Origin of the sequence: Paenibacillus polygoni (assembly GCF_030263935.1) — a bacterium.
Classification (GTDB): Bacteria; Bacillota; Bacilli; order Paenibacillales; family Paenibacillaceae; genus Paenibacillus; species Paenibacillus polygoni.
In genome coordinates, this window is sequence record NZ_CP127162.1 from 1,095,200 (window position 1) to 1,115,020 (window position 19,821).

The 19,821-nt window shown below is 42.8% G+C and carries 15 protein-coding genes; 11 read left to right on the top strand and 4 right to left on the bottom strand.

The genetic code is table 11. The features are described from left to right. The first annotated feature begins 253 nt into the window (after positions 1-253). The 8 genes from QPK24_RS05225 (at position 254) to QPK24_RS05260 (ending at position 6,084) form a co-directional block, all read left to right on the top strand. The gene (locus QPK24_RS05225; protein ID WP_285746759.1) at positions 254-913 is read left to right on the top strand and encodes a 5-formyltetrahydrofolate cyclo-ligase; all 660 of its coding nucleotides are present in this window, start codon (positions 254-256) and stop codon (positions 911-913) included. 56 nt (positions 914-969) lie between these two features. Beyond that, complete coding sequence (gene moaC, locus QPK24_RS05230) at positions 970-1,443, top strand: cyclic pyranopterin monophosphate synthase MoaC (RefSeq protein WP_285749101.1); 474 nt, start codon at positions 970-972, stop codon at positions 1,441-1,443. A 16-nt stretch (positions 1,444-1,459) separates the two neighbouring features. Beyond that, a complete protein-coding gene (locus tag QPK24_RS05235) occupies positions 1,460-1,945 on the top strand; it encodes a MogA/MoaB family molybdenum cofactor biosynthesis protein (RefSeq protein WP_160032308.1) in 486 nt (161 codons plus the stop codon). Between the two features lie 135 nt (positions 1,946-2,080). Continuing rightward, positions 2,081-2,323, top strand: a complete 243-nt coding sequence (gene tatA / locus QPK24_RS05240; protein WP_285746762.1) for a twin-arginine translocase TatA/TatE family subunit — start codon at positions 2,081-2,083, stop codon at positions 2,321-2,323. Positions 2,324-2,462: 139 nt separating this feature from the next. Beyond that, positions 2,463-3,242 (top strand): twin-arginine translocase subunit TatC, encoded by a 780-nt coding sequence (gene tatC, locus QPK24_RS05245; RefSeq protein WP_285746764.1) that lies wholly within the window; start codon positions 2,463-2,465, stop codon positions 3,240-3,242. Between the two features lie 215 nt (positions 3,243-3,457). Further along, positions 3,458-3,739 carry a co-chaperone GroES gene (gene groES / locus QPK24_RS05250; RefSeq protein ID WP_191797156.1) on the top strand — a complete coding sequence of 94 codons (282 nt, stop codon included), beginning with the start codon at positions 3,458-3,460 and terminating at the stop codon, positions 3,737-3,739. Between the two features lie 73 nt (positions 3,740-3,812). Next, positions 3,813-5,447, top strand: a complete 1,635-nt coding sequence (groL, locus tag QPK24_RS05255; RefSeq protein ID WP_285746767.1) for a chaperonin GroEL — start codon at positions 3,813-3,815, stop codon at positions 5,445-5,447. A 193-nt stretch (positions 5,448-5,640) separates the two neighbouring features. Beyond that, complete coding sequence (locus QPK24_RS05260; RefSeq protein ID WP_285746769.1) at positions 5,641-6,084, top strand: hypothetical protein; 444 nt, start codon at positions 5,641-5,643, stop codon at positions 6,082-6,084. Between the two features lie 155 nt (positions 6,085-6,239). Here the strand turns inward: QPK24_RS05260 and QPK24_RS05265 are convergent, their stop codons facing one another. The 4 genes from QPK24_RS05265 to fdhF form a co-directional block, all read right to left on the bottom strand. Then, positions 6,240-11,804 (bottom strand): sugar-binding protein, encoded by a 5,565-nt coding sequence (locus tag QPK24_RS05265; protein ID WP_285746771.1) that lies wholly within the window; start codon positions 11,802-11,804, stop codon positions 6,240-6,242. Positions 11,805-12,058: 254 nt separating this feature from the next. Continuing rightward, positions 12,059-13,099, bottom strand: a complete 1,041-nt coding sequence (locus QPK24_RS05270; RefSeq protein WP_285746773.1) for a P-loop NTPase — start codon at positions 13,097-13,099, stop codon at positions 12,059-12,061. Positions 13,100-13,115: 16 nt separating this feature from the next. Then, positions 13,116-13,592 (bottom strand): helical membrane plugin domain-containing protein, encoded by a 477-nt coding sequence (locus QPK24_RS05275; RefSeq protein WP_285746776.1) that lies wholly within the window; start codon positions 13,590-13,592, stop codon positions 13,116-13,118. A 5-nt stretch (positions 13,593-13,597) separates the two neighbouring features. Further along, positions 13,598-16,534 carry a formate dehydrogenase subunit alpha gene (gene fdhF, locus QPK24_RS05280; protein WP_285746778.1) on the bottom strand — a complete coding sequence of 979 codons (2,937 nt, stop codon included), beginning with the start codon at positions 16,532-16,534 and terminating at the stop codon, positions 13,598-13,600. Between the two features lie 616 nt (positions 16,535-17,150). On the opposite strand from fdhF, the gene QPK24_RS05285 reads away from it, so the two are divergent. From QPK24_RS05285 to moaA, 3 genes are read left to right on the top strand one after another with little or no spacing between them, the layout of a single operon-like run. Continuing rightward, entirely contained in the window at positions 17,151-17,498 is a 348-nt protein-coding gene (locus tag QPK24_RS05285) for a Na-translocating system protein MpsC family protein (protein WP_285746780.1), read from the top strand. 11 nt (positions 17,499-17,509) lie between these two features. Next, the gene (gene fdhD, locus QPK24_RS05290) at positions 17,510-18,334 is read left to right on the top strand and encodes a formate dehydrogenase accessory sulfurtransferase FdhD (RefSeq protein ID WP_285746783.1); all 825 of its coding nucleotides are present in this window, start codon (positions 17,510-17,512) and stop codon (positions 18,332-18,334) included. Between the two features lie 28 nt (positions 18,335-18,362). Continuing rightward, positions 18,363-19,379, top strand: coding sequence for a GTP 3',8-cyclase MoaA (gene moaA / locus QPK24_RS05295; protein WP_285749103.1), 1,017 nt, complete (start codon positions 18,363-18,365; stop codon positions 19,377-19,379). The last annotated feature ends 442 nt before the right edge of the window (positions 19,380-19,821 follow it).

Here is a 19,821-nt window from a genome sequence, read left to right on the forward strand (position 1 = left end):
CCTAGTTTACATGAAAAAGAGAGGCTTTGCACCGCTTAGAACAAGTTATAACCGAAGTTACCCGTCCGCCCTTGATAAAAAGGGTTGAACTTTGTCTCGCTTATAGTCTTTTCATGAAATAGGTGATAAACTTAAGGGTAGAAAAAGCCGAATTGTGTTTCGCATGAGTAGACGTCAGCAGGTGGGGATGAATGCTAATAAAAGGGCTTTGAATAACCACTTTTCACAGGGCGGATAAGACGGAGGGAAGTGGATGGAAGTACATCCGGACAAGCTCCAATTAAAAAAGAAGCTTCGAAGAAGAATGCTTGCGGTGCGCGAAGCAATGCCGCCTGAACAGCGAACAGAAGCATCAAGGCAGATCTGTAAGTATGCCACTCAGGAGATGGACCTTTTGCGCAGCAAGCTTGGGCAGAAGAATCTAACTCTTTTTCTATATATGACCTTTCGTAGTGAAGCCGATACTTTTATGCTACTCAAAAAGGCACTGGCAAAGGGAGACACGGTACTTGTGCCGAAGGTGAAAGAGGATTCGGACTTTATGGAACTTAGGGAGATTAAGCGGATGACGGATGTGGAACCGGGAAGATGGAACATTCCTGAGCCGGCAGGTCATACCCTAATCTATCCTGTAGAGAGATGGCCTGAGATTGATCTTGTCATTGTTCCCGGACTTGCTTATGACATTTGTGGAGGAAGAATTGGATACGGTGGAGGGTATTACGACCGCTTTGCCGAAAAGATGTATATGGAAGTCCAGAAAAAGCAGATCGAAGGTCAAAATGTAACTTTACCTCTATATGCAGGGCTTGTTCTTCCCGGACAACTGCTTCCACCGAATGATATTCCTATGGAACCGCAGGATTTTAGACTGAACCTTCTTTTTACAGAGAAGGGCGTTTTACATACTTAAATAAAAAAGGAACGTGATGGAACATGGATGCGAAGTCACAAAGCGGACAGAATGAAATAAAGCAGCTGACTCATTTCAATGAGCAGGGACGTGCGAGAATGGTGGATATCTCGGGAAAAGAGATTACGGTTCGTACCGCGGTCGCACAGTCGAAGATTACAATGAATGAAGCAACACTCCAGGCGATTAAGGCAGGTACAGTGGGAAAAGGGGATGTACTGGCCGTTGCACAAGTAGCCGGTATTCAGGCTGCCAAGCGTACTTCCGATTGGATTCCGATGTGTCACCCGCTGCCGCTTACGGGTGTTAACATTACTTTTGCAGATAACGGAGAACGCGAACTGTATATCGAAGTGTCCGTTAAGACAGAAGGAAAGACAGGAGTGGAGATGGAAGCTCTAACAGCTGCGTCAGCAACTGCCCTTACCATTTACGATATGTGTAAGGCAATGCAAAAAGATATGATCATAGGTCCAACACTGCTGAGTTCCAAAACAGGCGGTAAAAGTGGAGATTATAAATTCAAATAGAGGGATGGGTGATCTTATGTTGTGGAAAACAGCGATCCTTACAGCAAGTGATAAGGGAGCGAGAGGAGAGCGGGAAGACACGAGTGCGCAGGTCATCCGTGAACTTGTCGAAGAAGAACTGGGCGGTGAGATTATTGAATACCGCATTGTACCTGATGAACCAGACGAGATCATTGCTGCGTTGATCGAAATGACGGACTATTTTCATGCGGATCTTGTTCTTACCACAGGCGGGACTGAACTTGCGATACGAGACGTAACCCCAGAAGCTACGCGCAGAGTCATTGACCGTGAAGTACCGGGTATGGCAGAGGCCATGCGGATGACGGTGCTCCAGAAGAACCGGGGAGCGATGCTCTTTAGAGGAATCTGCGGTATTCGCGGAAGAACTCTAATTGTGAATCTGCCGGGAACTCCAAAGGGTGTACACGAGAATCTCGCAGCGATTATGGACCAGCTCCCTGAGGCACTTTTGATGGTTACAGGACAATTTAGACAGTAAAGCCGGCTGAGTATTCCTTCCTTTTTCTTGTAAATACGGCTATGTATGTGATTACATTTGTGGTATGATTTCATGTAGATGGATGATTATGGATGCTAATCCATATGTATAGTACAACAAGAAGGAGGGGTATACATGCCAAATATCGGAGGAACGGGCTTTATTCTGCTTGTCATTGTTGCCTTGTTGTTATTCGGACCTAATAAGCTTCCTGAACTGGGACGAGCTGTCGGCAGAACGTTCCGTGAATTTAAGAATGGTGCGCAGGAGATCATGTCAGATGAATCATCGTCCCGTAAGGGACCTTCAGCAAGTGAAGTTAAGCCAGCTGAAGCAGCAACGGTTCAGAAAACAGAGGATAAGCGCCTGCCGGAGTAACTGTATATACCTTATGCTTGCGCGCTTTAAGTCAGGGTGCCTTGCTAAGCGCTTATTTCAAGCAAATATCGATCCCTTCTTTGTAAGAAGGGTTTTGTTTTTTCTTCTAGCTGATGAGCAGAGAGAGGGAGTGTTACGTTTGTCTGAACAAGAAGAAGGCATGACGCTGGTTAATCATTTGGGTGAACTGCGAAGACGTCTTGTCGCTGTACTGGTCGTTCTTCTGCTCGGACTGATTGGCGGGTTATTTATTAGTGATCCGATCTATCAATATTTGATAACCTATGGGCCTCTTCCGGGTATTGAACTGCATGCCCTTACGCTATGGGATGGACTAGGGATGTATATGAAGATTGCCCTGATTTTTTCACTCGTGATTACGTTGCCTTTTACTGCCTATCAGATTTGGAAATTTGTAAGTCCAGGTCTGACGCCAAGTGAGCAGAAAGCGACTGTACGTTATATTCCTTTTGTCCTTTTGTTGTTCTTATTAGGGATTGCTTTTTCCTACAAAATATTGCTCCCGATGGCCACTTCCTTTACAAGCAGTATTAATCAGAATCTTGGCCTTGTCGAAACGTACGGGATGGCACAATATTTTACGTTTATGTTTAATCTAATCTTGCCTGTATCACTGTTATTTGAACTGCCTGTTGTGGTTATGTTTCTGACAAAACTGCGAATTCTCAATCCACTGCGTTTACGTAAAATGCGCCGGATCTCCTATTTTATACTTGTATTTATCGCTGTATTTGTAACCCCGCCTGATTTTATTTCCGATATTTTGGTTACAATTCCTTTGATTCTGCTTTATGAATTCAGTGTCTTTCTGTCATCTGTGGTTTACCGGAAACAGCTCGAAGAGACGGAGGAATACGAATCGAGATATGTGAAGATCGATGCAGGGGAGAAGGTTTAGGATAGAGCATAATTTTTACAGGATTGGAGAGAATGGAAGATGGCTTCATGTATAACTGAAAAGATCTGCTAAAAATCCTGAAAAGGACTTGAAATCATCTTCTAATTTCAGTATCATGAAATTGGTTGTTAGCACTGACGACTGTCGAGTGCTAATATAGAAGAGTGCAACAACCGTAAGATATGTAACTTACTTATTTAAGGAGGCTATTTTTCATGATCAGACCTTTAGGTGAACGCGTATTGGTAGAACCGATCGAACAAGAAGAGACAACAGCTTTCGGGATTGTACTTCCGGACTCTGCTAAAGAAAAACCGCAAGAGGGTAAAGTTATCGCTGTTGGCGCTGGAAGCTTAAAAGATGGCGTTCGTGTTCCTTTGGAAGTAAAAGAAGGAGACCGCGTTATTTTCTCCAAATACGCTGGAACAGAGCTTAAATACGAAGGTAAAGAATATTTGATTATGAAGGAAAGCGACATTCACGCAATCTTGGGTTAATCTTCATTCGTGAAGAGCTTGAATATATGAATTGAATCGTTGATTTCATAATATATTAGGAGGTTTTATCACTATGGCTAAAGATATTAAATTCAGTGAAGACGCACGTCGTTCCATGCTTCGTGGTGTGGACGCTTTGGCAAACGCAGTAAAAGTAACACTCGGACCTAAAGGACGTAACGTTGTTCTTGAGAAAAAATTTGGCAGCCCCCTCATCACGAATGATGGTGTGACGATCGCAAAAGAAATCGAACTTGAAGATGCATTCGAGAACATGGGTGCTCAACTCGTTAAAGAAGTAGCTACAAAAACAAACGATGTTGCTGGTGACGGTACGACAACAGCTACAGTTCTTGCTCAAGCCCTCATTACAGAAGGTTTGAAAAACGTAACTGCAGGTGCAAGCCCAATCGGTATCCGTAAAGGGATCGACAAAGCGGTTCGTGCTGCTGTTGAAGAACTTCACAAAATCTCCAAACCGGTTGAGAACAAACAATCCATCGCACAAGTTGCTGCTATCTCCGCAGCTGACGAAGAAGTAGGCGAACTGATCGCTGAAGCAATGGAAAAAGTGGGTAACGACGGTGTTATCACAGTTGAAGAATCCCGTGGATTCGAAACTGAACTTGAAGTGGTTGAAGGTATGCAATTCGACCGTGGATACATTTCTCCATACATGATTACAGATACAGATAAAATGGAAGCTGTCCTAGACAACCCATACATTCTGATCACTGATAAAAAAATTACAAACACGCAAGAAATCTTGCCTGTTCTTGAAAAAATCGTTCAACAAAGCAAACCGCTTCTGTTGATCGCTGAAGATATTGAAGGCGAAGCGCAAGCTATGCTGATCGTGAACAAACTGCGCGGAACATTCAATGCAGTAGCGGTTAAAGCTCCTGGATTTGGTGACCGTCGTAAAGCAATGTTGCAAGATATCGCTGCTTTGACTGGCGGCCAAGTGATCACTGAGGAACTCGGACTTGATCTGAAATCCGCTACAATTGATCAACTGGGTACTGCTCGTCAAGTACGTGTTACCAAAGAAAACACAATTATCGTTGATGGCGCAGGAAGCAAAGAAGACATCGATGCTCGCGTAAAACAAATTCGTTCCCAACTCGAAGAAACAACTTCCGAGTTCGACAAAGAAAAATTGCAAGAGCGTCTTGCTAAACTTGCTGGCGGCGTAGCTGTTATCAAAGTTGGTGCAGCATCTGAAACTGAGCTGAAAGAACGCAAACTTCGTATCGAAGATGCACTGAACGCAACTCGTGCAGCAGTAGAAGAAGGAATCGTATCCGGTGGTGGTACAGCTCTAGTGAACGTATATGGCGCTGTAGCTGCAGTAGCTGAGCAACTTGAAGGAGACGAGCAAACAGGTGTGAACATCGTACTTCGCGCACTGGAAGCTCCAATCCGTACAATCGCTGCTAACGCTGGTGAAGAAGGTTCCGTAATCGTGGACCGTCTGAAACGCGAAGAAGTAGGCGTAGGTTACAACGCTGCTAACGGTCAATGGGTAAACATGATCGAAGCAGGTATCGTCGACCCAGCGAAAGTAACTCGTTCCGCATTGCAACATGCTGCATCTATCGCGGCTATGTTCCTTACTACGGAAGCAGTTATCGCTGACAAACCAGAACCAGCAGCTCCTGCAGGTCCAGACATGGGCGGCATGGGTGGAATGGGCGGCATGATGTAATAACAAGGTTTAAACCTTGTTGCTTCAATACATCGAAGTAGCCACATTTTAATTGAGGCATCTCAATAGTTCTCTAAACTATTGAGATGCCTCTTTCTTTTTATTGATTAGAATCTTATAAATTAATTGTTGAGTTATACTTTCATCTTTCGAACTATTAAGGCGAATTAGCAATGATAAGGAGTTTATATTCATGTTTTTGAAATCAGCACAACTTTACAGTAATAACGAGAAACAGTTTATAATATCTAATCAAATTCTACTAAACGGTTTTTTAACAGAGTACGGAGAGGTTACCGAATTGGAATGGAATTGTAGTGAAGAGATCTTACAAAAAACGTTACTTGAAGCGTTAAATAAATCAAATACTATAACTTTGGAAAAAGAAGATAAAGTGGATCCTTTAGCAAAGCATCTAGGAATAAAAAGTTGGAAAAAGGCAAAAAGTGATAAAAAACTAGTTATGGTGAATCATCATTTTGATGACGATCCTTATTTTAAAGTTACTGCTACAAAAAAGATGAAGAATGGAGCGTATCCCGGCATAAAGAGTGTAGAGATTCTTGATGATGAAGCTCTACAAGACAATAACCTTGCTAAAAGTGTGCTAAAGGCTATGAAATTATCTAGCATTTAAATAATAAATAAAGCATAAGACCCCTGACTCATTAAAGAGCCCAGGGGTCTTACACTTGATTAATAAATAAGTTCCTCTGCAAGATGAGTAAATACTTCACCGATTACAGAAACCTCGTCATAGACGGAGGGGTCTGTATTTTTCTGCTTACGTTTTTACTTAGCGAGATATTCCACGAATCTTGTAAAGATGGTAGCTACCTCGGCGCGGGTTGCGTTGGCGTTGTGGTCAAATAGGTTGCCCGGCTTACCTGATACAATGCCGATGCCCTGCAGTGCCTGAACGGCCTCGAGCGCCCATGAGCTGATCTCACTCTCGTCCGCGAAGGACATAGTTTGGCTTTTCGGTATCTCAAAGCCTTTGTACTTCATATAGTTGTACAGGATCACCAGTATCTGCTCACGTGATACTGTTGAATTGGGTTTAAATTGGTCTGCGCTTATACCGCTGACTATGCCTTTTTCGGCTGCCCACTCGACTGCCGCGGTGTACCACTGATCCTTCGGCACGTCATTAAAGCGGGAACTTGCGCCGCCCGAGCGGTTTACGTTCTCAAGGTTGGCTAGTGCCTGCACAAACATCGCACGTGTCATAGCAGTTTCCGGTGAGAACGTTGTGGACGTCGTTCCGTTGAAAAGATTAAATGAGTAGGCGAAGTTTACATAGCTGTAGAACCAGTTGTCATCGTTTACATCATTGAAAGGGTTACCCGATACGACGATAAAGCCCAGTGCAGTATCGTCATCGAGTACAAGCTCCGTACCCTTTTGAATATTCAACGATACGCCGTTTTCTAAGCTAACACTCGCGCCAGCAGATCCTACCACGATCTTACCGTTCGAGTCTATTGTTGTGCCTTTTGGCACCTCAATCTTCGTACCTTCCTTGGTCACAATTTCACCACCGCCAGGGAGGGTAGTGATGCCATTTTTGTCCGTGACCGCAGGCTTATCTTTCGGTGTGTTCACTGTATAGGTTGGCTTAGAAGAACCCGTGTCTGTCACTGTGCCAGTATTGTTGGTGTTGTCTCCTGAAGGTTTAGGCACAGTTGGATTCGAAGGTGTCGGAGTCGGTGTAGGTGATGGTGACGGATTTGGATTTTGAGTTGAAGTCTGTTTCGGCGTAGCTGTCACACTTTTCTCCGCACTGTCGCCCTTGGCAGTTACTGCTACGATCTTGAAGGTGTATTCTTGATTGTTGGTCAGACCCGTAAAAGTGTACTCGTACGTCGACTTATCCACGGTGATTGGTGTCTTGTCACCATACCAGACTTTATAACTTAAGATCGTGCTGCCGCCGTCGTTCGCTGGAGCAGTCCATTTCAGTGTAACCTGTTTATCGCCCGCCGTCGCTGTGAAACTGCTTGGAGCATCAGGCACACCTGGTTTTCTTTGTGAGAACATCCAATCAAAAACGTCTGTGTAGTCATTGTTCCAAGCTGACAAGTTAGAAGACTGTGCTGTTGGAGCTATGCTCCAATTCCCCATCGTAATCTGGTTGTAAAGAACCGCCGCTTCTACTTCGTGTGCTATATAGTCGGGCAGGGGAGGGTTGTTATTTGGATTTGGTCTTTGATTTGGCTGATCAAATTGGTTGTATGGCCAAGTAAGAGCCTCATTGTTCTCAAAACGTGAAGCCCTTGCGTTCGTCATTTTCGGCATATTGTTATTTATGAAGTTATTGAGGTTAGTCTGGTATCCTCCTACGTTATGAGTGTTTACAAATATCCAATAGGCCAAATCTTTATGAGCTTCATTTACGCTTGCTTCCGGTGAGCCGAATACCGGGGCCATAGGTGCACCTGCTGCGAAGAATCCAGGATAAGTGTTAATTAAGGTGTTCGTATATGCGCCGCCCCATGAAAAGCCCGCAACGTAAATACGGTTAGGATCTACTAATCCTTCTGCCACTAAGTCGTCAATCACTTTCTTAACATCGTCTGTTTTAGGAGTGGAAGTCCCATTATAGGAAATATTCAGAATATGGCTAGCGTATTTACTAGGATCTTTCTCCATATTCTTCATCAGGGCAACCGAACCGTTAGCAGATTTCATAGACGCTTTTTGATCGATTTTTGACTGTGTGCCGCCTCGCGACATCCCGTGGGTATACACATATAGCGGCATTCCTTGCAACGCTTCGCCTTTTCCATCCTCGTGAAGGTAGAGGGCGTAATTGAATGAATCCTTCGTACGTGTTGTAAACTTGTCGAGGATTGGATTCACAACATTTGTCTGTTTAAAGACGGCGTTATTAAGCGAACCGCCTTTCGTCAGCACGATATCGCCTTTTTGAACAATGCTGTAACTTTGCTTTGTCGAGTTACTGCTTCCATCCAGGGTTGTTCTACCTCCGGCCTCTGTATAAAATTCAAGCTCAACTACGATGTAACGGCCGCTTTCCAGTCCAGCTTGATAATCCGGCGAATTGCTTACTTTCCCAACATAACCGCGTACTTTCGGTTCGTTGTTGGCATATACTCTTGAAATTTTGCGTGTTCCTTCAAAGACCAACTGGTCACCGACCAAGGTTGTGTTCTTTGCCAATACGTTAAACAAGCCTGCTTGAAGTTTGGAACCTAATGCTTCTTTTCCTTCGCCTAAGTCAATAATGACGGCAGTTGTGTACTCACCGCTAGCAAAGTTGTCATTCCATACGATAAAAGGAAGTTGATCAGCGGCTGGATCATCTTTGAACGTGACACGAATCTCATGATCAGCACGAATATTGGTTAAAGAGAAAGTATTATCGCTGGATATATTCACAGCCTTGCCATCAACCGTTACTGTATCAACAACATTGCCTTGATTAGGGGTAATTGTAAATGTGATATCTTCGCCTTTCTCCATTCTCAAAACATTGCCGGGTGCGTTTGGCGTTATTTTGCCGCCCGTATCCGCCTGGATGGAGATGGAGAATCTAGTATCCACTTCATCGGCTTCAATAAGCATCAAGCTGTCTCTAAATGCAGCATCGCTGCCATAACCCGTGTCCGGATCTCCAAAAGCGGAAACGACTTCATAGCGATCCGCGCCTTTTTCACTCGAGTTATTAATGTAAATATCGAAGGTAAACTTGCCTGGCTCTAAGATCAGGTCTCTTTTTGGAATTCTCATCTCTACGATGTATCCAGTTTCCGTAATTTGGGTCCACGCAGCTCTGTCCGTATGGGACTGTCCTGAGTATATGCCTGTTGAACTAACACGCCATTGGTTAGAACCATTGGATCCTGGGCCGACATAAAACTCTAAGCTGTCGTACGTATGATCCCCGCCCGGTCCCTGATACACATTGCTATCCTGTACAACTACGCGGGAATAGAGATAATCATTGTCCCATAGGATTTTGGCTGTGCCTGTGGCGTGAGGTCTAGAATCGCCAGGAACCGTACTTTTATTAATAGGATACTCCGTTGTTTTGGACCACAGTGGGTCGTTCGATCCAAGCTCAGGAGTTCCATATGATGCGGTTGAAGCATCTGGCAGTACCATTTGTTTACTCTGTGAGTACATCCAATCAAAGACGTCCGTGTAGTCATTATCCCAAGATGGCAAATTAGGGGACTGTGCTATTGGAGCCATGCTCCAAGTTGTCTTAGTAAAAGGATTCTCCATATTGATCTCATTGTAAAGAACCGCCGCTTCTACTTCGTGGGCTATATAGTCACGCAGGGGAGGAGTAGTATTCGGATTTGGTCTTTGATTTGGTTGATCAAATTGGTTGTATGGCCAGGTAAGAGCCTCATTGCTCTCAAAACGAGAAGCCCTTGCGTTGGTCAAATTCGGAATATCATTTTTAATGAAGTTATCGAGCTGCGATGCATTTACTCGGGTGTCATAAGCGTTTACAAGTATCCAATAAGCTAGGTCTTTATGCGCTTCGTTTGCACTCGCTGACGGCCCGCCACTTGCAATTCCCAGAGGTGCAGCTGCTGCGAAAAAGTCTGGGTATGTGTTAATTAAGGTGTTCGTAAACATGGCGCCCATTGAAAAGCCAGAAGCATAAATACGGCTAGGATCTACTAACCCGTTGGCAACCATATTGTCTATAATCTTCTTCACATCGCCTATTTGTGGAGCAGAACCGCCACTAAAGGATATATTCAAAATATGGCTGGCATATTTGTCAGGATCCTTCTCCATTTTCTTCATTAGAGCAACCGAACCGTTAGCGGATTTCATAGACGCTTTTTGGTCGATATGTGCCTGTGTGCCGCCGCGTGAGAAGCCGTGAGTATAAATATATAGCGGCATTCCTTGCAGCACTTCACCTTCTTCATCTTGATGGAGGTAGAGTGCGTAATTGACCGAGTCGCTTGTATGTGCTGTAAACTTGTCAAGGATTGGATTTACAACTTTCTCCTGTTTGAAGACAGTGTTTCTAAACGGATCGCCTTCAGTTAGCACGATATCTCCTTTTTGAACAATGTTGTAATTTTGCTTTGTTGAGTTACTTCCATCCAGCGTTGTATTCCCGCCGACTTCTGTATAAAACTCAAGCTCAGCCACGATGTAACGGCCGCTTTCCAGTCCTTCCTGATAATCCGGTGAATTGTGTGCTTTTCCAAGATAGCCGCGCACTTTTGGTTCGTTGTTGGCGTATACTCTTGCGATTTTGCGTGTTCCTTCAAAAACCACTGAGTCACCGCTAAAGGTTGTGTCCCTGGCTGATATGGTAAACAGGCCTGGATGAAGTGCGGAGCCTACTGCTTCTTTCCCTTCCCCTAAGTCAATGATGACAGCAGTGGTGTATTCGCCTCTAGCAAAGTTGTCATTCCATACAATAAAAGGAAGCTGATCTGCGGCTGAATCATCTTTAAATGTCATATGAATGTTAAGATCTGTCTCAATATTTGTTACAGAAAAAGTATTATCGCTGGATATAGTTACAGGCTCACTATTTACTGTTACGATGTCTACAACTTTTCCGTTATTTGGAACGAGCTTGAATGTTATGTCTGAGCGAGGAGTGACCCTTAGAACATTGCCGGGTGCGTTCGGCGTTATTTGTCCGCCCGTATCCGTCAAGAGGGTGATGGAGTGTCTTGTATCCTCTTCACTGGCCTCAATGAGCTCCAGGCTGTCTGTAAATGCAGCATCACTATTAAAACCTGTGTCTGGATCACCGAAAGCGGAAACAACTTCATAGCGATCCCCGCCAGTTTCAGTCGAGTTATTGATATAAACCTCGAAGGTAAGTTTGCCTGGCTGAAGTGTTAGGTTTCTTTTTGGGATTCTCATCTCCACGATGTATCCCGTATCCGTAATTTGGGTCCATGCAGCTCTGTTCGTATCGGACTGCCCTGAAAATACGCCCGTTGTACTAACGCGCCATTGGTTTGAACCGCTGGAACCTGGGCCGACGTAGAACTCAAGACTGTCGTATGTATGATTCGGACCGGATCCCTGATAAACATTGCTGTCCTCTACAACTACGCGGGAATAAAGGTATTCGTTGTCCCAGAGGATTTGGGCTGTGCCCGTGGCATGAGGTCTAGGATCGCCGGGGATAGTGCTTTTGTTGATAGGATAATCCTTTGTCTGTGCCCATAGTGGGTCGTTTGACCCGAGTTCGGGAGTTCCGAAAAGGGCTGTTAGCGTTTCATTCGCTTCTGCATTCTCGATGGTGTCGTTTTCGGCGGCAAAGCTGACAGGCATTAGCGACGTCGTCATTACCAGGCAACAGAAGAACGCGAGCATTTTGCGGAACCGTTTTGACATCAATGAAAAACCTCCTTGTTTTTTGATGGGGGCCACCTAAGGCTTACTCGCATCGTATTTGGGAAACGTCGTCAATTTGACCAGTATCAAACTATTTGTTATGGTCATTTAAATAGTTTACAATGAAATTGATTTTATCGTTACCTGGGAACGCCTTGCTATTTATATGAAGCATATGAAAAAAGAGATTAACGTTCATATAAAATGAAAACCCCTGACATTAAAGAGCCAGGGGTTTTAGCTTTATTTTACTATTAATAAATAAGCTCCTCTGCAAGATGAGTGAATACTTCACCGATCACCGAATCCTCGTCATAGACGGAGGAGCCTGTATTCTCCTCAGGCTGAGCAAAAGGCACTTGAGCAATGATATGGGAATGAAGCTCCTCTGCTAATTTTTCGGCACCGCCTTGACCGAAGAGGTAGTTCTTTTCACCGTTCGATTCAAAGTAGGCCATGTTTTCAACCACACCAAGAATCGAATGTTTGGTATGCTGCGCCATGACTCCCGCACGAGAAGCGACATGAGAAGCTGCATAGTGAGGGGTGGTCACTATGATCTCCTGCGCTTGCGGAATCATGGCTGCCACATCAATGGCGACATCTCCTGTACCGGGAGGCAAATCGAGCAAAAGATAATCGAGCTCACCCCAATGGGTGTTCGTAAGGAAATTGCGAATCCACTTGTTCAGCATTGGGCCGCGCCACATGACAGGTTGGTTATCTTTTGCAAAGAATCCCATCGACATCACTTTTACCCCATGACTTATAACAGGAATTGCGGTTTGGTCAATCATGGTTGGCTTTTGGCCAATCTTCATCATCGCAGGAATACTAAACCCATAAATATCTGCATCTAAAATCCCCACACGTTTCCCAAGCCGGGCAAGTGCTGCGGCTAAGTTAATCGTAACCGTAGACTTACCAACACCGCCTTTACCGCTCGTCACCGCAATGAAGGTAACACCAGACTCAGGCAGAAGCATTTTCGGCATACCTTGTTCCGTAGCATTTTGTGTTTTTAATGAAGAGGTTATATTCCGGCGTTCTTCCTCTGTCATGGAACCAAACGTAATCGAAACGCTGGATGCGCCGATTTCTTTTAGTGCTTGTTCAATATCCTGCTGAATCTTTGCTTTTAGCGGGCAACCTTGGATGGTTAAGATAACGTCCAGAGAGACATGCGTACCGTCAATCTTTATATTCCGAACCATATTCAGGTCAACGATACTTTGATGAAGTTCCGGGTCATTAATGTTTTTAAGTGTTTGTAAAATCCGTTCGTTTGTCAGCATGTAAGAAACCACCTTCTTATTTTAAGCCTTTGCCAAGCCCTTTTAAAAAGTGAATTCCAAAATTTAAAGAGCGATTGACATCTGGATCATTTAATAGTTTTAAAAGTTTGAAGGCACTAATCTTTTCATCGGATTCAATAGCCTTGTTTGCTTCATCTAAGCCTGTAGTTAAGCTGTTAATCAGCTTCGCGGTTGTTTCCGGTTCGACTTCAGACAGCGCTCCGGCAGCACCCATTAAGTTATTGATGATATTCGTAACAGGTTTACGAGTCATTTGACCAAGGGCGATTTTTGCGACATCTTCTTTTGCTTCTAGTAGTTTTCCCGCCGCTTCTAGAGCTCCCATATCATTCAAATCAGCCATGATCGAAAAGACCTGATTCACCATGTCTTCATTTTCAGAAAGAAGCTGTTTTAAATTCTCTAACTTTTCTTCCTTACGTTGTTCTTCTGTCACTTGTTGTTTTTTTATCGTTGTAATTGGCGCAGCCATCTGAGTCACTTCCCTTCGTGAGTCGTTGTTAAGTGTACGTATCCAGGACGGTTCCATTTACGCTCGACTTCAACGCCATTTTGCGGATGACGTTTTTTATAACGCGGATTTGTTCTAGGCAGCGGATTTTTTCCTTTTGGCTTCAGTATTTCCACGCGTACTTTTGTTTGTTTGTAAGCCGGTGTAGATGTATTGATATCTGCAGCCGGTCCGGTTAAGAAATTGATTGCTGAATCTTTGCTGACGGAGTTCATTGGCAGAAATAATTCTTTTCCTTGTACCCGATCAGTTATTAGGGCATTAAGTTTTAATGCGCCATATGGTGATACGAGACGAAGCAGGGCGCCATCTTCAATGCCGCGTTCTTTGGCGAGTTCAGGTGATACTTCCACAAAAATCTCAGGTACTTTGGACTGAATCCCTTTGGATTTATTCGTCATGTTTCCTTCATGGAAGTGTTCAAGCATACGGCCATTGTTAATAAGGCAGTCATACTGTGCTTCGTATTCGACAGGCTGTACCCAATCATGTAAAGCGAAACGTGCTTTTTTATCCGGGAAGTTAAACCCATCTTCATAGAGCAGAGGTGTATCTTTTCCATCCAGACTCCCCCAGCAGAAGCTGCCCCAATCTGCAAGAACATCATAGTTTGCTTCAGCGAAGATCGGAGAGAGGCTGGCCATTTCATCAAAAATTTCACTTGGATGGCTGTAATTCCAATCTGCACCTAAGCGGCGAGCGACGGCCTGAAGAATCTCCCAATCGGCTTTTGATTCACCGAGCGTTGGCAGTACTTGATAGAGACGCTGTACACGGCGTTCTGTATTGGTAAAAGTACCTTCTTTTTCAAGCGATGGTGCTGCAGGCAGAATCACATCTGCATACTGCGCTGTACGTGATAGGAAGATATCTTGTACAACAAAAAATTCGAGTTGTGAGAGAACCTTATCTACGTGATTTGCATCGCAGTCGACTAGAGCCATATCTTCGCCCACTAAATACATAGCTTTCATCTTACCTTCCATAATCGCATCTAACATTTGCATGTTTGTACGACCTGGTTCTGGTTTGATTTTTACGCCATATGCTTTTTCAAATTTTTCACGTTCTGCATCGTTCGTTACTTTTTGGTAACCTGGCAGGAGATTTGGAAGTGTACCCATGTCACAAGCGCCTTGCACATTGTTATGACCGCGAAGAGGGTAGGCACCTGCACCAGGACGACGATAGTTACCTGTAGCAAGCAGCAGATTGGAAATCGCTGCGGATGTATAGGAACCGCCCGTATTTTGGGTAACGCCCATACCCCAAAGCACACAGGTACCGTCTGCATCACGAATCATTTCGGCCACTTGAATCAGTGTTTCTTTTGAAATCCCTGTCTGTTGTTCTGCATATTCCAGAGTGTATTTATCAAGTACGGCTTTAAATTCATCATAGAAATTCACGTTCTCTTGAATAAACGCTTCATCATGCCAGCCTTGATCAATGATGTATTTGGTAACAGCCATTAACCATACTTGGTCTGTACCTTGTTTTGGACGCATGAAAATATCGGAACGCTCAGCCATCTCATGTTTACGAATATCGGAAACAATTAATTTTTGACCGTGTAATTTATGAGCACGTTTGACGCGAGTCGCTAATACGGGATGACCTTCTGCAGGGTTTGCCCCAACAATGATGACAAGACCCGCTTTCGCAATATCTTTAATTGTTCCTGCATCTCCGCCCATACCTACTGTACGCATTAGTCCATCTGTAGCAGGGGACTGGCAATAGCGTGAACAGTTATCGACATCGTTTGTTTCAAACAATTGACGAGCCATTTTTTGAATCAAGTAGTTTTCTTCATTTGTAATTTTGGAAGAGGAGATAAATCCGACAGAACCTGTACCGTATTCTTTTTGGATACCGCCAAGTCTAGATGCGATCAGGTCCAGCGCTTCATCCCAAGATGCCTCAACAAATTCATTGTTTTTGCGAATCAGTGGTTTCGTAATCCGTTCTTCGGAGTTTACGAAGTCCCAGCCGAATTTCCCTTTGACACAAGTAGATACTGCATTTACAGGACCGTCAGAAGGTTGGACTTTTAGGATTTTGCGATCTTTGGTCCATACTTCAAATGAGCAGCCTACGCCGCAGAAAGTACATACCGTTTTTGTTTTTTTCGTGCGTTTACTGCGCATGGCAGCTTCGACCTCAGAAACAGCGAAGATACCGCTGTACCCAGGTTCAACTTCCTTAATCAAATCAATCATCGGATCAAGCATGTCTTGTTTAAGACCAGTCATAAAACCGGCTTCGCCAAGCATAGTTTTCTCCATAAGTGCATTACATGGACAAACCGTAACGCATTGTCCGCAGCTTACACAGGAAGAATCGTTGATCGCAACGCCTTCATCCCAGATCACTCGCGGTCTTTCGGCTTCCCAGTCAATGGATAACGTTTCGTTCACTTGCAGGCTTTGGCATACTTCTACACATTGCCCGCATGCGATACATTGGTTCGGGTCGTACCGGTAAAATGGATGTGACATATCGACTTCATGGGGTTCCACTTTTGGTTTATAGGGATATTTTTGATGTTCAATTTCCATGAGTTCTGCCGTGTTATGTAATTTACAGTTCCCGTTGTTATTGTCACATACGGTACAGTAGAGCAAATGATTTTCGAGTATACGGTCCATGGCTTCGGTTTGCGCAGCTTTTGCCTTTTCGGAATTCAGCTGAACGTTCATACCGTCTATAGCTTTTGTGGAACAAGAACGAACAAGTTCGCCATTGACTTCAACGATACATGTATCACAAGTTTGGATGGGATCAACAGAGGGGACGTGGCAGATTTGCGGATGGGCGATGCCGTTATGATTAAGGGTATCCAGGATGGTTGCCCCTTCTGCTGCATCATACGGTACGCCATTAATATTAATTTTGGTCAAGGTGATTTCCTCCTTTTGTTCTAAGAGACTTATATGTTCACAGGATCCTAATTAGGATGAAATAATGAATAAAATAACGAGTTGATGATTAGATTTAATGAAACCGTGATTACGAGGTATCTGTGTGAAATAGGTTTGGAAAATAAAAAATCCACCATGAAACAGCATGCCCTATACATGCTAAATGTTCATGGTGGATAAAATTCATAGCAGGCCGTGCTATAAATCCAATCTACTTCATTTCAATTTTTAGTACACCAATAGAATTCAAATATTAAGATCCATATGAGAAATGAGTTCAAATCTATTCTATAAACCCATGTAGGAATCAAAATACGTAAACACCATTCGTATATCATTTATTATAGCTCTTTTCAATTAAAATGATCAATAATATCAATAAAATTAATTGATGAGAGTCATTATCATTTGTATTCTCTAAACAGAATTAACTAAAAAATTAGCTGATCTTTTGATAAGATAAATGGACAAGAGAAACCATTACTAGTACTATTTTAACTGCATAAGCTGCTGATTTCATACAAAATGATAAGGGTTATCCTTATGAAAATACGATAATAAACAAAAGTTTCATAATGATAGGAGATTCGTTAAAATGTCAAAAAAAATACATGAATTTAATGACATGATTCGAAAACTACGCAAAGATAAATTTGGAAAAGGACCCGATCGTATTCATACCGTTTTCGTCGAGAATATGGCAGTTTCCACACTTTATGGAAATATTACACCTACCGAAAAATTCATTGCGAGTACTCCTGAAGGATTAAAAATGGTTCATGCAGCACGTACAAGTATGATCCAAGATTTGTACAGTGAATCGCCTCCAGAAGGCATGGAAGAACTCGTAGGTTCGAAATTGCTGCATTTATTTTCAGATATCAAAATTGAAGAGGATTTTGCTATTTCTGTATTTGTTTTTGAAGATAATATTAGTGAATAAGAGGATGCCTTATGGAAAATGCAGTAACTAGAAAGGTTATACATGTTGCAGATAAACAAATGAAAGAAATAGAAGATCTCGTGGTAACAGAACATGCAGTTACGGTCAAAATTAACCAAGAAGAATTTGTTACCATGGTTTGCACACCAGAGTATGTAGAAGATATGGTTGTTGGATATTTAGCTTCTGAACGGATCATTCGGAGTGCAGACGACCTTGAAGACATTTGGTACCAGCCAAAAGAAGGTTATGTGCATGTCAAAACAAAGAACGTAAATCCTTTTTATCAACAATTTCAAAATAAACGATACATTACTTCTTGTTGCGGGACGAGCCGCCAAGGTTTTGTGTTTGCCAATGATGCACTGGTAGCTAAAAAAATGGAAGATATTCATGTGAGAGTTACTACCGAGGATTGTTTCCGTTTAATGAACGATCTGCAAGATTCCGCTGAGACATTTAGAAAGACAGGCGGTGTGCATAATGCGTCGTTATGTGATGTGAATGGGATTATCCTAAGCCGTATGGATATCGGACGTCATAATGCACTTGATAAAATATATGGATATTGCCTGCGAAATAACATCAGCTTGAAAGATAAAATCATCGTATTCAGCGGACGAATTTCATCGGAAATTTTACTTAAAGTATCCAAAATTGGTTGTGAAATTGTCTTGTCCAAATCTGCTCCCACCGAACTTGCTCTGCAACTGGCAGATGAACTCGGTATTACAACGGTAGGTTTTATTAGACAAAATTCACTTAATATTTATACACATAAAGAGCGTATTCTTTTACCTGAGCAAGATGCAGAAAACGGACCTGTAAATGAATAACTCTTACTAATGAAAGAAGGAGATTACAATTTCAAATCTACAAGACCAACTACATAGACCTCTAAGAGATATAAGGATATCCGTGACAGACCGATGTAATTTTCGTTGTCAGTATTGTATGCCTGCCGAGGTATTTGGTCCAGATTTTGCCTTTTTACCGTCTGATAAAATACTCAGTTTCGAAGAAATTGAAAGATTAGTTAAGATTTTCGTCTCATTAGGTGTGAGAAAAGTACGTATTACGGGCGGGGAACCTTTACTGCGTCAAGATCTGCCTAAGTTGATAGAACGGATTCATCACATCGCCGGGGTAGAGGAGATTGCCTTAACAACCAATGGTACTCTACTAAAAAAATATGCACATGATCTAGCAAAAGCAGGATTAGCACGAGTCTCGGTTAGTCTGGATTCCTTAGATGAAGATCGTTTTTTTGAGATGAATGGTCACCGCGGAAAAGTGTCAACGGTATTAGAAGGAATAGAAAAAGCAGCAGAGGCCGGACTGCAAGTGAAGATCAATATGGTAGTGCAAAAAGGAAAGAATGACCAAGATATCGTACCTATGGCAAGATTTTTTAAAGAGAAAGAACATATTCTCAGGTTTATTGAGTACATGGATGTTGGAAATTCAAACGGTTGGCGATTGGATGACGTGGTGTCAAAAAAAGAAATCATTGACCGGATTAACGAGTTCTCTCCTTTGAAACCTACCGAGCCTAATTATATCGGGGAAGTAGCTACCCGTTATCAATATGAAGATGGTCAGGGTGAGATCGGCGTGATTTCTTCGGTTACCGATTCATTTTGCGGGACTTGCTCGCGTGCACGGATCTCTGCCGAAGGGAAACTGTATACTTGTCTATTTGCCACAGAGGGAACGAATTTGCGTGATTTATTACGGTCTGGGGAAGATGATGAATCGATCACCCGGTTTATTTCAAACGTATGGGAAAATAGAGATGATCGCTATTCTGATGAACGTAATGAAGAGACAATGAGAAAAAGAAAGAACTCGAAAATTGAAATGTCACACATCGGTGGTTAGATAGAATAAAGAAGAGGGCAGAAGAATTTCTCTGCTCCCTCCTTGAATAACAAGGTCAGATGGAGAGAGCAGGGTTCAAAAGAACCAAATTCAGAAGAAATTGAATGAAGTGACTCCGATTGGTGTAATGATAAGAAGGGAGAAAATGAGTTATGAGTTCGATATAGAAGGGAAATCATCCCGATTTATTTTGCGAAAAAAGGTTGACTTTCATTTAGATAAGTAATAAACTTTAGTTAAGCGATTGAGAAAAAGTAAGTTACAAATATCAAGTTATGAAATGCCAATAAGCATGAATGAATAAAAATCCCTGAATGTTAGAGATATGGAATGCAGCTCATTTTCATTAGAAAATAAAGAAGCCATTCGTTTTAATTTCGTCGAACATATGGGATTTGATTTTTAACTACATATCTTAAATTTGTAATACTTTAATTAAAGG

Excerpts from the sequence above, each read along its gene's own strand:
- QPK24_RS05225 (WP_285746759.1), top strand. The coding sequence starts at position 254 with ATGGAAGTACATCCGGACAAGCTCCAATTAAAAAAGAAGCTTCGAAGA.
- QPK24_RS05235 (WP_160032308.1), top strand. The coding sequence starts at position 1,460 with ATGTTGTGGAAAACAGCGATCCTTACAGCAAGTGATAAGGGAGCGAGA.
- tatA (WP_285746762.1), top strand. The coding sequence starts at position 2,081 with ATGCCAAATATCGGAGGAACGGGCTTTATTCTGCTTGTCATTGTTGCC.
- groES (WP_191797156.1), top strand. The coding sequence starts at position 3,458 with ATGATCAGACCTTTAGGTGAACGCGTATTGGTAGAACCGATCGAACAA.
- groL (WP_285746767.1), top strand. The coding sequence starts at position 3,813 with ATGGCTAAAGATATTAAATTCAGTGAAGACGCACGTCGTTCCATGCTT.
- QPK24_RS05260 (WP_285746769.1), top strand. The coding sequence starts at position 5,641 with ATGTTTTTGAAATCAGCACAACTTTACAGTAATAACGAGAAACAGTTT.
- QPK24_RS05265 (WP_285746771.1), bottom strand. The coding sequence starts at position 11,804 with ATGTCAAAACGGTTCCGCAAAATGCTCGCGTTCTTCTGTTGCCTGGTA.
- QPK24_RS05270 (WP_285746773.1), bottom strand. The coding sequence starts at position 13,099 with ATGCTGACAAACGAACGGATTTTACAAACACTTAAAAACATTAATGAC.
- QPK24_RS05275 (WP_285746776.1), bottom strand. The coding sequence starts at position 13,592 with ATGGCTGCGCCAATTACAACGATAAAAAAACAACAAGTGACAGAAGAA.
- QPK24_RS05285 (WP_285746780.1), top strand. The coding sequence starts at position 17,151 with ATGTCAAAAAAAATACATGAATTTAATGACATGATTCGAAAACTACGC.
- fdhD (WP_285746783.1), top strand. The coding sequence starts at position 17,510 with ATGGAAAATGCAGTAACTAGAAAGGTTATACATGTTGCAGATAAACAA.